The organism is Hydrogenophaga sp. (assembly GCF_050182545.1).
In the GTDB taxonomy this organism is placed as follows: domain Bacteria; phylum Pseudomonadota; class Gammaproteobacteria; order Burkholderiales; family Burkholderiaceae_C; genus Hydrogenophaga.
The window spans coordinates 42,208-56,484 of sequence record NZ_JBFXCD010000017.1 but is presented as its reverse complement, the minus strand read 5'-3'; the positions used below and the strand labels follow the sequence as shown (position 1 = coordinate 56,484).

14 protein-coding genes are annotated in these 14,277 nt (G+C 68.9%); all 14 read right to left on the bottom strand.

What is annotated here, in order from left to right; all coding sequences use genetic code 11:
* Positions 1-9: 9 nt before the first annotated feature.
* Genes AB7P10_RS16035 through AB7P10_RS15970 form a run of 14 tightly spaced genes read right to left on the bottom strand, consistent with a single transcriptional unit; the run spans position 10 to position 14,271 of the window.
* Positions 10-723, bottom strand: coding sequence for a polysaccharide biosynthesis/export family protein (locus tag AB7P10_RS16035; RefSeq protein ID WP_428294852.1), 714 nt, complete (start codon positions 721-723; stop codon positions 10-12).
* The gene (locus AB7P10_RS16030; protein WP_428294851.1) at positions 720-1,199 is read right to left on the bottom strand and encodes a VanZ family protein; all 480 of its coding nucleotides are present in this window, start codon (positions 1,197-1,199) and stop codon (positions 720-722) included. The genes AB7P10_RS16035 and AB7P10_RS16030 overlap by 4 nt, the downstream gene beginning before the upstream one ends.
* A complete protein-coding gene (locus AB7P10_RS16025) occupies positions 1,196-2,437 on the bottom strand; it encodes a glycosyltransferase WbuB (protein WP_428294850.1) in 1,242 nt (413 codons plus the stop codon). Before AB7P10_RS16025 ends, AB7P10_RS16030 begins: the two co-directional genes overlap by 4 nt.
* A complete protein-coding gene (locus AB7P10_RS16020; protein ID WP_428294849.1) occupies positions 2,434-3,345 on the bottom strand; it encodes a hypothetical protein in 912 nt (303 codons plus the stop codon). The genes AB7P10_RS16025 and AB7P10_RS16020 overlap by 4 nt, the downstream gene beginning before the upstream one ends.
* Before the next feature lie 14 nt (positions 3,346-3,359).
* Positions 3,360-4,331, bottom strand: a complete 972-nt coding sequence (locus tag AB7P10_RS16015; RefSeq protein ID WP_428294848.1) for a glycosyltransferase family 2 protein — start codon at positions 4,329-4,331, stop codon at positions 3,360-3,362.
* A gap of 10 nt (positions 4,332-4,341) precedes the next feature.
* Entirely contained in the window at positions 4,342-5,298 is a 957-nt protein-coding gene (locus tag AB7P10_RS16010) for a nitroreductase family protein (RefSeq protein ID WP_428294847.1), read from the bottom strand.
* A complete protein-coding gene (locus AB7P10_RS16005) occupies positions 5,291-5,866 on the bottom strand; it encodes a putative colanic acid biosynthesis acetyltransferase (protein WP_428294846.1) in 576 nt (191 codons plus the stop codon). Before AB7P10_RS16005 ends, AB7P10_RS16010 begins: the two co-directional genes overlap by 8 nt.
* On the bottom strand, positions 5,863-7,011 hold the full coding sequence (locus tag AB7P10_RS16000; protein WP_428294845.1) for a polysaccharide pyruvyl transferase family protein: 1,149 nt from the start codon (positions 7,009-7,011) through the stop codon (positions 5,863-5,865). Before AB7P10_RS16000 ends, AB7P10_RS16005 begins: the two co-directional genes overlap by 4 nt.
* A gap of 14 nt (positions 7,012-7,025) precedes the next feature.
* Positions 7,026-8,135, bottom strand: a complete 1,110-nt coding sequence (locus AB7P10_RS15995; RefSeq protein ID WP_428294844.1) for a glycosyltransferase — start codon at positions 8,133-8,135, stop codon at positions 7,026-7,028.
* Entirely contained in the window at positions 8,132-9,142 is a 1,011-nt protein-coding gene (locus AB7P10_RS15990) for an acyltransferase family protein (protein ID WP_428294843.1), read from the bottom strand. The genes AB7P10_RS15995 and AB7P10_RS15990 overlap by 4 nt, the downstream gene beginning before the upstream one ends.
* Positions 9,139-10,425 (bottom strand): O-antigen ligase family protein, encoded by a 1,287-nt coding sequence (locus AB7P10_RS15985; RefSeq protein WP_428294842.1) that lies wholly within the window; start codon positions 10,423-10,425, stop codon positions 9,139-9,141. Before AB7P10_RS15985 ends, AB7P10_RS15990 begins: the two co-directional genes overlap by 4 nt.
* Positions 10,413-11,360 (bottom strand): aldo/keto reductase, encoded by a 948-nt coding sequence (locus AB7P10_RS15980; RefSeq protein ID WP_428294841.1) that lies wholly within the window; start codon positions 11,358-11,360, stop codon positions 10,413-10,415. The genes AB7P10_RS15985 and AB7P10_RS15980 overlap by 13 nt, the downstream gene beginning before the upstream one ends.
* Positions 11,357-12,952, bottom strand: a complete 1,596-nt coding sequence (locus AB7P10_RS15975) for a GMC oxidoreductase (protein ID WP_428294840.1) — start codon at positions 12,950-12,952, stop codon at positions 11,357-11,359. The genes AB7P10_RS15980 and AB7P10_RS15975 overlap by 4 nt, the downstream gene beginning before the upstream one ends.
* The gene (locus AB7P10_RS15970; protein ID WP_428294839.1) at positions 12,949-14,271 is read right to left on the bottom strand and encodes a lipopolysaccharide biosynthesis protein; all 1,323 of its coding nucleotides are present in this window, start codon (positions 14,269-14,271) and stop codon (positions 12,949-12,951) included. Before AB7P10_RS15970 ends, AB7P10_RS15975 begins: the two co-directional genes overlap by 4 nt.
* Positions 14,272-14,277: the final 6 nt, after the last annotated feature.

Sequence of the window (14,277 nt, the reverse complement as noted above, 5' to 3'; positions counted from 1 at the left end):
GCACCTCCCTCACTTGAATGGGTTGAGCGTGCTCAGGATGTCGCTGAATAGCGAATCCCTCAGCGCAGTGCGTCGGGCGTTTCGCTGGACCACGATCACGTCGTCCGACCGGATGCTGGGGTCCACTTCCTTGCCCGCGCGCACCTTGTCCAGGTCGTAGGTGAACTGTTCGCGCTCGCCACCAGACCCGTTGCGGTAGACGACGATCTGGTTGATGTCGGCGTACGGCGCAAACCCTCCCGACAGGGCCAGGGCGCGCAGCAGCGTGAGATCGCCCGCCATTGGGTAGACACCGGGCCGCAGCACCGCGCCTTCGATGGCGACGCGCCGTGTCGTGAACTCCTTGATGAACAGCGACACCTGCGGGTCCTGCAGGTACTTTTCCTCGTATCGCGCGGCAATGTGTTGCGCCGCGCCTTGCGTGGTGAACCCCGCCACCCGAACCTGGCCGATCAGCGGCAGGGACACCTCGCCCGAAGCGTTCACGCGCAGGTCGCGCTTCATGTCGGGCACGCCGAACACGTCGAACTCCATCAGGTCGTTGGGCGAGATGTGGTAGTTGGAGTCCACCGCGGACGGCGAATCCAGGGGTGAGGTGAGACTGCGTGCGTCCGCCGAAGCAGGTGTGGCCACGGCGCTGGTGGCCGGCTGCGCCTGCAGTGGCAGGGTCATGGCCAGTGCCAACGTCCCGATGCCCCAAAGGGCCCAATGTGGCGTGTTCATGATGAGTACCTCCTGGCGCAGGGCGCCTTTCCTTTCTGAAGAGGGGAAAAGAACGGGTCCTCCGGTGCCTGATGTGCCATGTCCGGCGGTGTGAGCGCCAGCAGCGGCAACCGGATGTCCGGTGTTCGTGTCTTGCGGGGCACGTACCAGTCCCGCCACGCCAGATGAGCGCCGCAGGCCAGGCCGATGCCCAGCGCGTCGGCCAGCCAGTCGTTCAAACTGGCGGAATAACCCGGCAGAAAAAGCTGGTGCACTTCCACTGCCGCGCCCAGGGCCCATGCGAGGGCCACCAGGGCCGAAGGACGCCATCGCAAGGCCCAGGCCAGCGCCGCGTACACCCCGGCGAACACCAGCCCGTGGGCCAGTTTGTCCACGTCGCGGTACCCGTCGCGCACGGGTTCCCACAGCGCCAGCGCATAGGCTGCCGCGAGCAGCACGGCCACCCAGGCGAAGCGATGGAGTGCCGCTGGGTTCACGTGGGCGCTCCCTGCACCAACGACTGCAACTGCGTCTCGAACCGGCGCAGGATCGCGTCCTGGCTCAATTCGGCTTCGGCGTAGCGGCGACCGTTGGCGCCCAGATCGGCGCGGCGCGCGGGATCGGCTGCCAGTGCGCGCAGCGCCTCGGCCATGGCGGCGGGGTTCTCGGGTGGGACCACCACGCCGCATGCGGCGTCTTGCGCCACCACGCGGTACAGCTCGGTTTCAGGTGGCGTGGCCACCACCACGGCTCGGCCGCTGGCCAGCATGCCGGTGAGCTTGGAGGGCATCACGAGATCCGCCGCATCTGCCCGCTGGGGCAACAAGTGCACATCGGCCAGGCCCAGCCAGTCGTTCAGTCGCTCCGGCGGCTGCAGATCCATCATGCGCACGTTGGGCAATCCGGCGCTGAGCGCCTCCAGATTGGCCCGCCCTGTGCCGTCACCAGCCAGCACGAGCAGGATGCGCGGATCGTCCTGCAGCAGGCGGGCCACTTCCACGAGCGTCTCCAGCCCCTGCTTGTTGCCCATGTTGCCGGAGTACAGGGCGACCACGGTGTCGGGCGCAAGGCCCAGCTCGGCCCGGTAGACGCTGGGTCCGGTCAATGGCGTGACGCGCTTGATGTCGACCCAGTTGGGAAAGTGGACCACCCGCGCAGCCGGCACGCCCTTGCTCCGGGCGCGATCCACCATGCGGCCGGAGATGGTGGTCACGCAGTCAAAGCGGCGCATCAGCCAGCGCTCGCCCGCCTGTACCCAGCGGCGCAGCGTGTTGCCCTTGATCAGGCCCAGATCGAACGCCGCGTCCACTTCGTAGTCCTGGATATGCAGCCCGCTGCGGGCACCGCGCAGCGAGGCAAACGCCACCGCCGCTGGCGCGCACATCAGGGCGGGTTCCACCACCCACACCATGTCGGGCCTCCAGCGCCATTGGGCCCACAGCACCGGCAGGCTGCCGAGCGCGAAACTCGCCAGATGCAGAACCCGCTTGAGTCCGCCCGGCTGGTGCGGTACCCACAAAGGTGTTCGCCGTACCCGAACGCCCCGCCAGGATTCGGTGCGGTACTGGCGGGCGCTGTAGCCTTCGCTGACCTGCCACGCCGGGTAGTAAGGCGGGGCGGTGATGACGCGAACCTCGTGTCCCGCATTGGCCAGCCAGCGCGCCATCTCGCCGGTGTATTTGCCGATCCCGGTGAGTTCCGGGGCGAAGTTGATGCCATAGAAGAGCAGCTTCATGGGAGACCTCCTGTTGGTGTTGGGCGGTTGAGGGGCGCCGCGCCGCGGGAAGGCGGTGGGACATCCCCCGCGAAGGCGCGCACGCCCATGAACGTCATCTGGTAGTCGCTGACGTTTTTGTGGCTTTGTGCGGACACGATCAGGTAGAAGTTCTGCCGTCGCGCGATCTCGGGCACGTAGGGGTGCGCGGCCTCCAGCACCTGGCGGCCATTGAGCCACCAGCGCACGGTCAGCGTGTCGGGCGAGTAGGACACCCCGAAGACATTGGGCCGCGTGCGGTCCAGCGGCTCCTTCGAGGTCGGGTTGGGGTTCTGGATCTTCTTGTAGTTGGGGTAGATGCCGGTCCAGGAGATGGCCGTGTGGTGCCCGCCCGGGCCGAAGCCGCCTTCGTCGATGTCGAGCTCGAACCAGCGCTCGAACCCCTTCGGGTCGGGCGGGTAGACGTCTTCCATGCGCGGGTTGTGCTCGATCGGCATGAGCCACACGGCGGGAAAGTGGTCGCGGTGGTTGGACGAGAGCGCGACCTGGGCCTCGATGTAGAACGGCCGGTCGCCCCTGAGCAGGGGAAACTGGCCCGGATGCGCGGTGGGCTTCGCGGTGGCCAGCAAGCCTCCGCGTTTGATCCGCACGCCGTCGGCGGCGGGCTCGTAGAGGCCGGACCCCTTGAGCGGGGCAAAGGAGACACCGCTGTAGTACTTGCGCGCGTCGGCCTTGCCGGTGAAGTCCACGTCGCCGATGCGCGGGCAGTCGCGGAACAAGGGTTGCGTTGCGTCCACCTGGCGGGCGCCCGGCGGCGGCGTGGCGTCCTCGCAGATCAGCGCGCCGTCGGTCTGGCCCCGGGCCTGGCCGGTCAGGCACAGGGCGGCCAGCAAGCCCAGGTGCCAGGTGGAACGGGAAAGCGCGTGCATGCCGTGTCCTCCCTTCAATGCCGCGGGGCCAGTTGCTCGTCGCGCACGTCCAGGTCCGTGGCGGGCGCGCTCTGCGCCACCAGCTTGTGTCCGGTGAGGCGGCTCAGTTCGGCGCAGATGGCGGACTTGTCGCTCAGGTGGGCCACGGCGCGTTCGAGCTCCATCACCCGGGCACCCACCAGGAAGCGGTACCAGTACCCCTGCAGGAAGTGGTAGACGAGGCCGCTGCGGCCATCGAGAAAGCCGAGCTGGAAGAGGTAGCGCCATGCAAAGTACGACGCGGCACTGAGCGTGAACGGGATGCGGTTGTAGACGCGTTCCTTGGCCCAGCGCTTGGCCGCGACCCGCCAGGACGTGTTGCGCGCGGTCAGGGCCTCGCGGCGCGAGAACAGGCCCAGGCGCTGGTTCAGCACCTCGATGGCTTCGCGCGTGGCGTACTGGTTGTGCTTCTGCACGAAATAGCCCAGGTCCTTGAGGTTGTGGTCGGCAAAGCCGCCCTCGAAAACCACCGTGCGCCCGCCCCAGACCACCGCGTGCTCGTCCATCCAGCGGTCCTCGATGCGGCCATGCCCGTGTCGCCACAGGCGCAGCATCACCAGCGGATAGCGCCCGCCATGCCGCACCCAGCGGTCCATGAAGATGTGCTTGCGCTTGAGGTTCACGCCCACCACATCGGCCGGCAGCGTCGGCAGGCGTGTGGCGATTTCGTGCGCGAGGTCGGGCTCGATGAGCTCGTCGGCGTCCAGCCGCAGGATCCAGTCGCCACGAATGGGTAGGGTGTCCAGGGCCCACTGGAACTGGCGGGCCTGGTTGACGAAGGGGTGGGTGTGGATCTCCGCGCCGAGTTGCGCGGCGATGTCGGTGGTGCCGTCGGTGGAGCCCGAATCGACCACGCAGATCTGGTCGACAAAGGGCTGAATCGAGCGGATCGCCCGCGCGATGTGCAGGGACTCGTTGTGGGTCAGGATGATCGCGGTGATGCGCATGTGGGGGTCCTCAGGCGTGCAGGGTGGCGATCTCGGCCACCGGCCTTCTGGGCGAGAAGGCGACGCGGGTGTGGGCGGCGATGGGTTCGCCGAAGGCGATCATCAGAATCAGCCGCTCGCCGGCCGGGATGCCACCAACGCGGCGGATCGCCGCTTCGGTGCGGTGGTCGATCGCCAGGTTCAGCGGGCAGGCACCCCAGCCCATGGAGCGGCATGCGAACATCAGGCACATGGCAAACAGCGCGCCATCCACGTAGGCCTGGTTGCGCTGGCCGGGGCCGCCCCAGGCGCAGATCTCCGAACTCACCACAAACAGGTTGCCCACGTGGTGGGCGAAACCGCGCGAGCCGCCCTGCAGCGCCAGCAGTTCCTGGATCTGCGCCGGGTCCTGGTAGGCGTGCACGCGGGTGGCCTGGCGGTTGCACTGCGAGGGCGCCAGCTGAGCCTGCGCGATCACCTCGTGGATGCGCTCGGGCGGCAGCGGCTCGGCGCGCAGCGTCCGGATGCTGGAGCGGCTGGCAATGAGCTGCTGCAGGTCGCTGGCGGGCTGGTCGTCGAAGCTGTAGTCGCGCGTGCCACCCTTCCACGGCCGCGGCACCTTCGCTTCCCAGGTGCGCAGGAAGGCGGCGATCTCGTCGAGCAGGGGATCGACGGTGCCGGCCGTGGTGTGGAATTTCAGGTAGGCATCGAGGGCGCCGAGCGACATGTGCGCCGGCAGCACCGAGTGCGCGATGTCATAGCGCGAGAGCGCATGCATCACAAAGCGAACCTTGTCCTTGCCAAACAGCGGCCGCGTCTGCGGCAGCGACAGGCCCTTCTCGATCGTGTGGGCCTCGATGAGGATCCTGTAGAAGGCCCGCTTGGATGACTGCACGAAGGGGGAATAGGCGTTGAAGCGCAGGAACAGCGTGGCGTCGCGCAGCGCCTCGCTGAAGATCCCGGCCACCTTGCGAACCTTGTCAAGCATGGCTCGCCTCCTGGACCACACGGTCCCTGATCTTTTGGCACGGGTGGCCGGCGCAGACCGACCAGGCCGGCATGTCCTGGAGCACCACCGAGCGTGCGCCGATGACGGCGCCCTCGTGGACCGTCACATGCGGATGCACCATGCTCTCCGCGGCGATCCAGACGTGGTCCTCGATCGTGATCGGCCCGGTGGTCAGCGGGCGCGACAGCGAGCGGACGTCGTGCGACCCCGTGCACAGGAAGGACCGCTGGCTCACCGCGACCTTCGAGCCGATGCGGATGCGGTCCATGCTGTAGCAGTCCACGCCGTCCCCCAGCGCTGAATACGCACCCATGACCAGGTTCCACGGCGCCCAGACGCGGCACGAAGGTGCGATGCGGCAGCCCTCGCCCACCTGCGCGCCGAAGCGGCGCAGCAGCCAGCGCCGCCAGCCATGCAGGGCCCACCGCGGCGTGGGGCGGAAGGCCAGCAGCCAGACCACTTCCCACACGAAGCGGCGCAGCCGGGCCGGCGCGCTGATGCCGCTGCGGTAGCGCAGCGCGGCGAAGTCGCTGAAAGAGTCGCTCATGCGGCCACCGCTTTCAGTTGTGCGCTCAGGAAGCCCTGGCCGTTCTGCCGCAGCGCCACCAGCCGCTGTTCCACCGCGCTCCAGGGGATGTCGCTGTTCATCAGGGCCTCGGTGTCGCGCGCCGAGAACGCCGGCGAGAAGCGGCTCTCCAGGCCGACCGCGCGCAGCAGGTTGAGGGCGCGCGCATTGGCGGGCGCCTTGTCGCCGGTCAGGCCGGCCACGATGAACGGCTTGCGCATCAGCAGCGCGAACACCGTGCCGTGGAACGAATTGGTGACGACGAAGCGCGCATTCTTCAACAGCACGACCCACTCGCTCGGGCCGGGGTACACCGTCTCGCCGATCTCGGCCCAGCGCCGGTGCGGGTTGTGCGGCGAGAGGACACGGCAGTCAAGGGCGCGTGCCACCAGCCCGGTGGTCTCGCGGATGTTGTCAGGCGAGCGCAGGCCATAGCAGAAGACATACGGCTCGCTGGCGGCGCCGTTGGCCTCGCGGGTGAACTCGGGGTAGTCGCTGTGCAGCAGGGTCGGGTCGGGCACGTTGGCCGCGGGTTGCCCGGTGGCCTGCTCGACCAGCGCCACACCCGAGGATTCGCGCACCGAAATGGCGTCGAAGTGGCGCAGCAGCACGGGCAGCTGATCGGCCTGCTCGTCGCCGACGCGGTCGCGGCCGAAGCTTGCCGCGTACGAGATCTTGCGCGCGCGAAAGGCGCACGCGAACGCCAGGAAGTAGTTCGGGTCGAAGCCGAAATGCTGCGAAGGGCTCCAGATCTGGTCGCTGCCCGCGACGATCAGGTCGAAGGAGCCGGCCGCTGCCAGCGAGGCGCGGTTGTCCGGGGGGGCGGGCGTGCCCGGCAGGCCCAGGAAGTGCTCGCGAAAGCGCGCGAACTTCTCCTTCTGGCCGCGGTTGCCGAAGTGTTCGTTCCAGAACGCCGACAGCGCCAGGTACACCACCTTCAGGTTGGCCTTGAACCGGGCGGGCGAGGTCGGCAGGCAGAGCCGCCCGCCGTGTTCGATGTGCGCGGGCCGGTAGTCGATGAAGCTGGCGTGGTGGCCTTGTTCGAGCAGCCAGCGGCGCAAGGCATAGGCCTGCAGCGCGGCACCGTAGTTGTCGCTGAAGTGGAAGGTCAGGATGCCGACGTTCATGGCCTGTCGCCCCATCAGTCCCATTGCACCGCAGGCACACCCGGCGATGTCCGTGGTGCCAGCCACTGGCCGACCTGCCGCTGGAAGCGCGCGGCCACCGCGGCGCCGTCCAGGCGGGCGCTCTCGCTGGCCGCCAGCTCGGCGCGCTCTGCGCGCAAGCCGTCACAGATGCATTGCAGGCGTTCGAGCAGGGCGCGCGCGTCGCCCGCTTCGAACACATAGCCGTTGCGGCCGTTGTCGATCAGGTCGCTCGCGCCGCAGCGGCTGCTGCAGATCACCGGGGTCCCCACCTGCAGCGCCTCGTTGACCACCGCGCCCCAGCCGTCGAAGCGGCTGGGCAGCACGAGCACGTCGGCACCCGCCATGGCGGCCACGGCGTCGGCGTTGCGCATGCCTGGCTCGAAACTGACGCGATCCGCAATGTCCAGTTGCGCCGCCTGTTCGCGCAACTGCCGCTCCTCGGGGCCCTGTCCGATGAGGCGCAGCCGGGCGGGCGCCTCGAGCGCGCTGAATGCCTGCAGCAGCAGGTCGACGCGCTTGCGCGGGATCAGCTGGCCCACGTAGAGGATCTCGCAGTGGTCGCGCGCCGCGGCGGCGGTGGGCGGCACCGCCGAGCGCTCCACCACGTGCACGAAGGGCGCGATGCGCTCGCGCGGGTAGCCGCAGGCGGCGAAGAAGCGCGCACCGCCGTGGCGGCCCCCGTGCCCGATGCAGAACACCCCGCTGAGGTGGCGCCGGTAGCGCAGCGCATCGGCGGTGTAGGCCAGCCAGCGCGGCAGCAGGCGTGCGCCGGGTTCGTACCGGTTCTCCGTCATCAGGAAGCGGTGCACCGCGGCGCCCCGGCTCGCGCGGAAACCGGCCAGTGGCAGGGGAAAGCCGCGCAGGCCGAAAAACACCTGCACCGAACCGGGCAGCGTGGCCAGACCGGCGATCTGCTGCGGCGTGGGCGCGATGTGCACCTGGACGTGGCCGGTCTCGGGGACCGGGTAGCCGCGCTCGCGGTAGTGCGCGGGCAGGGCCTGCGAGACGCACCAGTGCACGGTGTTGCCCGGCACCGCCGCCAGGGCGCGGATGTACGCGGCCTGGTGAAACATCAGATAGGAATGCCAGAAAACGAATGTCATGTCAGACGGCCTTGTTGTCGTGAAACATTCCCGTGCGGGTCGAGCAGGCGCGACGCACCCGCCGTCAGCCGGCGGGACAGCCATTGCGTCGCCAGCGCGAACACGAGCAGGGGGACCAGTGCCAGCAGCAGCAGGACGGCGTAATCGAAGGGGTAGTTCTGGTCCTCCAGCCAGTACAGCCACCCTGTCAGGCACAGGTAGATCTCCAGCGTCAGGCCGGCCAGCAGGGCGATGGCGGGAAAGAGGGGTGTGGCCCGCAGGGGCCTGAGCACGGTCTCGGAGGCGAAGATCCGGAAGCTGAAATAAACGATGGGATAGAGCCACACATGCATCAGGAACTGCAGGTGGCCCAGGTCGTACCGGAACACCGTCAGCTTGGTCGCGAGGAACAGCAGCAGCGAGGCACCCAGCGCTGCGACCGCCAGCAGGCTGAACGCCGGTGGCCGGTTCAGACGGGCCACCAGGCAGCCCATGAGGGTGATGCCGAAGTAGTTGATCCACTTGAAGTAGTCGTCGCCTTCGACCACGAACTCCGAAAGATCGAGCTGGCTGTAGAAGATCGCGTAGGGAACCAGCAGGGCGGCCATGGCCATGACCAGGTACCGCGGCGCCAGCCGCGCCAGGAAATACACCGGCACATAGAACACCACCACCGCGGAGATGAACCAGAAGGGGGTGGGCCAGACGAAGATCTTCGCCAGGTCGGCGACGCCCGTGATGTCGATCATCGACGTCGCGAGCAGGGCACAGGCGACGATCCACGCGGCGGGATACAGGCGCAGGAACCGCTTGCGGAGGTAGTTCAGCAGCGACGGCCTGGTGCCGTCGGCGGGGGCGTTCAGGCTCATGGTCAGCCCGAAGCCCGACAGGAAGAAAAAGAAAGCGTTGCCAATGGCGCCGCCGGTGGCGATGCGCGGATCGGGAACGAAGGCGTCCAGATGCGACAGCGTGATGAATGCCGTGGCCAGGAACAGCATCAGGGTGGTGTCCGTGTGTCTGCGTGTCATGTGAAGCTCCGATCCTTGGGGGCCGAAAAAGAGGCCAGGGGCCGCCTGCTGAGAACCGTTCGATAGACCCCGGCAGGCACGCGCCGGGAGAGCGCTGGCAGGTTGAGCTGAAGCACCAGCGCCATGGCCCAGAGCGAATAGGGATTGCCCACGCCAATGAGGTAGCGGTTGAAGATGGACTGGGCCAGGATGAACACCAGCATCAGGCCCGCCATGAAGAGCTGGTAACGGGGCTGGCCGGGCTCGAGACCCTGCCGCAGCGCGCGCCAGGCGGTAACGACGAACGCCAGCAGGATCAGCGTTCCGAAGAACAGCCCATGTTCGAGCGCGAGGTTGATGTAGGAGCTCTCGACCGGAAACCCGATGACCTCGGGCAGGGCCGACCGGATGCCCCGGCCCGTCAGCAGCAGCGCGCCGTCGGAGAACACCAGTTCGACGCCCTCGCGCCAGATGTCGGTGCGCCCCGTCGCGCCCGATTCCAGCCCGCGGGTGGGCGAATCGATGTCCAGGATCAGCGACAGATACGCCTTGATGTCCGTCCAGTTGACGAGAATGGCCACCACACCCGCGAGCGCCACCAGCAAGAGAAACAGGCGCGCGCGGCGCGAACCGCGCAAGGCGATCAGGCCGACGCCGGTCAGCCCGGTGAAGGCCAGCGCGAACAGGCCCGCGCGGGCCGAAGCCGCCAGCAGGACCGACAGGCACAGCCCCGCCATCGCGAGCGCGAACAGCTTGCGCGCGGTTGTGTCTGCGGCCAGGCAGCGCTGGAAGAACAGCAGGGCGCCTCCGCCGTACACCAGGCCGCTCAGATTGGGGTGCATGCCCAGCGGCTGGTAGCGCACCAGGCCCAGACCGTATTCCACGCTGCCGCCCAGCGACGCGAACAGGGCGGCAGGCTCCAGCACCAGCAGCGTGGCGATGAGTGCGACGTAGGCCCAGCGAAACACGGTGGCGAGGCGGGCCGCACCGCTCTGGCGCACCAGGAGGGCCACGCTTGCGAGCACCAGCAGCAGCATGGCGCCATACAGGGTGGAGAGCCAGTTGTTGGTGACCCAGGCCACCAGCATGGCGAACAGGAAGGCGAAGGCGAACACCCACTCGACCAGACTGGGCCGCACGCGCAGCGTGTGGCCGGACAGCACAGCGAAGAACCCCGCCAGCAGCAGCAGGCTGATGGCGCCCATCTGCGCGACCTGCAGGGCCGGTCCCTCGTAGTACCACCCCGTCAGGTAGATCGACGCGCCCAGCAGCCAGCGCGACAACTGTGTGCTCAGGGCATGCATGGGACACCCGCGCCGGCAAAGGCCGCATGGAGGGATTGCATGGCCGGTCGCCACCCCGGTGCACCCGTCGCGTGCAGGGTCTGCTGCAACGTGTGGACGAGGCGATCGGGCTGGTTGGTCGAAAACAGCAGGCGGTTGGGCCAGCGCGCCAGCGCGTAGGCCAGCGCGAGTGCGCCGCTGGCAGCCGCCGGGTTCATGCCGCCCGGCAGGAGGCTGGCGAGTTCTTCCTCGAGCTGGCGGTCCCGCGCGATGGCCTGCGGGATGGCCGGCGCGATGAACCGCACGGCACCGTGCAGCACGTCGCCGGGCGCGGGGCGCGTGTCGGCGGCCTCCGGGCCGGGGCAGCGGTACTGCAGGACCGTGCCGAAGCGGGGCAGCCGGTCCGGCCCTTCGCCGGTGGAGCTGCCATAGGCGCCCAGCCGGCCTTCGGCGACACAGCGTGCGAGCATGGGTTCGAGCGGGGCCAGGACATCGTGGGCCCGTGCCTCGTGCAGCAGCAGACCGTCGACCCGCTCACGTTGCAGCGCGCGCAGGCTGGCATCGAACGACCGCGCGATGAAGTCGGGGTTGAAATTGCCGGGTGCCGCGCGTTGCGCCATGCCCTTGAGGACGGCCTGGCGCAGCCCTGGAATGCGGTTGGCCACCGGCCTGACCACGGCCCGGGCCGTGCGCAGCAGACCCGGCGACGCCGGTCGGCCCAACCCCGCCTTGGTGTACACCGTGACCGCCTCCACACGGCCGCGCAAGGCTTCGCCCAGCACGGCCTCGGACATGCCCAGCCCATAGGGCGGTGCGGTGTCGAAGTGCCGGATGCCCATGTCGAGCGCGGCATGCACCAGCCGCAGGGCATTGGCCTTTTCGTGGCCCCCCTTGAGGCGGCCGCAGCCAAAGCCCAGTCGCCGGGAGATGAAGTCGGTGTGGCTGTCCATCTTCATGCGGTGGCCGGTATGGCTTGCAGGCGGTCGGCCAGCCGGGCCGTCAGCGCCATGGCGGTGAAAGTGGGGTTGGCGTAGCTCGAGGTGCGGAACACCGCGGCACCCGCCACGTACAGGTTGGTCGTGCCGAAGACGCGCAGGTCGCTGTCGACCACGCCGTCGCGCGGGTGGTGTCCCATGCGCGCGCCCCCGCACTGGTGGTAGGTGTCGGTGGCGCGGTCCAGCGCGCGGGCGTCTTCGGCGGCGAGCAGCGCGTCGATGTCCACCCGGGCGAGTCCGGCGGCCTGCAGGCTGTCACCGACCCGGCGCACAAAGGCGGCCATGGCGCGCACCTCGGCCTGGCCGCCGATGCGCCAGTCCAGCGCGGCCAGCGGCATGCCGAAGCGGTCCCTGCGCTGGGCATCGAGCGTGATGCGGCTGTCGTTGCGCGGCAGTTGTTCGGCGTGCAGGACCAGCCACACGCCGCGGTCGGCCGGGTTGTAGATGCGGTGGTGCCGCAGGTAATGGACGATCATCGGGATCCAGGCGCGGCCCATGCCCCGGGCGTGGCGCAGCATCTCGCCCAGGCTTTGCCGCGGCACACCGCCGCGCAGCAGAGACCGGGCCAGCACCTTGAGGTGCTGCAGGTGTTCGGCCACGCTGGACTCGAACGCGAAGTAGCCCGTGACCTGCAGCGCCGCACCGCCGCCCGCATCGATCGCGTCCGGATTCAGCCGCAGCTTGGGCTGGTACTTGTGGCCGGCCAGCACGATGTTCTGGAACGTGCGCAGGAAACGCGGCTTGTCCAGGAGGTGCACCCGGCCGCCGCGCATTTCGAGGTGGTCCTGGAAGCCGGCGCCCACCCACCGGTTGTCCGCCCAGGGCGCGCCTGGCTGTTCGGCCGCGCAGGCCAGCAGGAGGCGGGCGATTTCAATGGTGCCGTTGGCCAGCACGAAGCGCTGGCCACGCAGGGCAGTGGCCGTGCCATCGGCCCGCGCCACCCGCACCGAGGTGACACGGCCCTCACCTGGCGCCAGTTCCAGCCCTGTGGCGTGCGCATGCAGCAGAACGGTGAGGCCGGACGCGTTGCGCAGGCGTTCGCCAAAATGCCGCGCCATGGCGGGCTCCTTGAGCCAGCGCGTGAGAAACAGCGTGCACCCGGGAATCTCGGGGTAGGCATTGCCAAAGAGTTTGCGCGCCTGGGGGGTGTGTTCGTCGAGGACGTCGGCCAGGCCCAGTTCCCGTGCCACGGCCTCGTACCACGGCAGCAGATCCGCGTAGGTGATGGGCCACGGGGTGTCGGACACGCCCGCGCGCGCCTCGAAGTCGGAGGGCACGAAACCCGTGAGCTGGCCCCCCCAGAGGTTGGAGGTGCCGCCCAGGGCGCGCCCGCGGGCCACCGCGATGCCGGTGTGGGCCCGGCCGATGACGGTGGCGTCGTTGAGTTCCTGGGCCGGTGTTTCAAAACCACCTCCACCGCTTTCCAGCACCAGCACGCGCTGGCCCTGGCGCTCCAGCAGAACCGCCAGCAACAGGGCCACTGTGCCGCCACCGACGATCACGACGTCGTGCGCGACATCGGGTGGCGAGGTGTGGTTGAGGTCGACGATCATGCCGCTGCCCTTGCTGAGTGCAGGTGGCGCACCGCGCGCGTGGCGGTGAGCCAGACCAGTGCCTCGCCAAGCACCATGGCGGCCACCATGCCCGTCATGCCGGTGGCGGGCCAGATCAGCCACGCCACCACGAGCGAGGCCACGGCGGCCAGGAGGCTCTGCCAGGCCAGACCGGCGTGGCGGTTGATGGACATGAGCACCACGCGCGGCACCTGCGTGGCCGAACACACCGCGGCATAGAGCAGGAACAACGCCATGCTCGCGGCGACGAAAGGGATCTGCCCATGGGTCCAGACCTCCAGCAGCCAGGGAGCCACCAGGTACACCAGCAGCGCACCCGCTGCAGCGATAAGCAGGCCCAGGCGGTTGGCCCGGCGGTACAGCGCCCAGAAGGGGCCGTCTCCCTGGTGGCCCTTGAGCGCGGTGAGCTCCGGCCAGAGCGGATTGCTCAGGGCGTTGGCGATCTGCACCACGATCCTGGAGAGGGTGCGGTAGGTGTTGAACACGGCGGTGGCGGCCGGGCCCAGCGTGGCCGTCACCAGCAAGGTGAAGCCCTGCAGGCTCAGGGCGTTGGTCAGCGTGAGCGAGAAGAACAGCGCGCCGGGTGCCGCGGCCTGCCGTATGTCGTGCCGGTTGGCGCGCCGCACACCCCAGCGCAGAAAGTCGGTGCGCCGCTGGCTCAGCCTGATGCACAGCGCTGTGTAGCCCAGGCGCGCCAGCAGCATGGCCGTGGCGACCCCGATGAAGCTTTGCGTGAGCACGAGACCGGTCAGCCCGCCCAGGGTGTCGACCAGGCGGCCGGTGGTGACCAGGTAGGTGCCAGCCGCATAGCCGCCCGTGGCCTTGTAGATGACTTCGGACAGGCTGCAGAACAGGGTGAGCACCACCGTGACCGAGAGCAGCATGAGCACCGCCTTCCATTGCGGGGCCTGCAGGGTCGTCGCGGGCAGCCACCACAGCGCAAGCGCCACCGTGGCCAGAACCAGCAGCGCCACGAGCAGCAGGAACGCCACCGCGCTCTGGAACACGTCGGCGGCCCTGGCCTTCTCGCCCCGCGCGATCAGGCCGATCATCAGGTTGCAGGATGCGGTGGAGATGCCCGCGTCGGCCAGCGACAGGTAGAAGGGCAGCGCTGTCAGTGCCAGCCAGTAGCCGTAGGTGGCCATGTCCCAGTGGTAAAGGAACAGCGGCAGCGAAACCAGTTGCGTTCCGATGCTCACCACTTGCGCATAGCCGTATGCGCCCGCGCCCGACGCGATGCGTCGGGCGATGGACGAAGCGCCCACGGCGGGTGTGCGCAAGAGGTGAGATTCGGCCATGGGGAT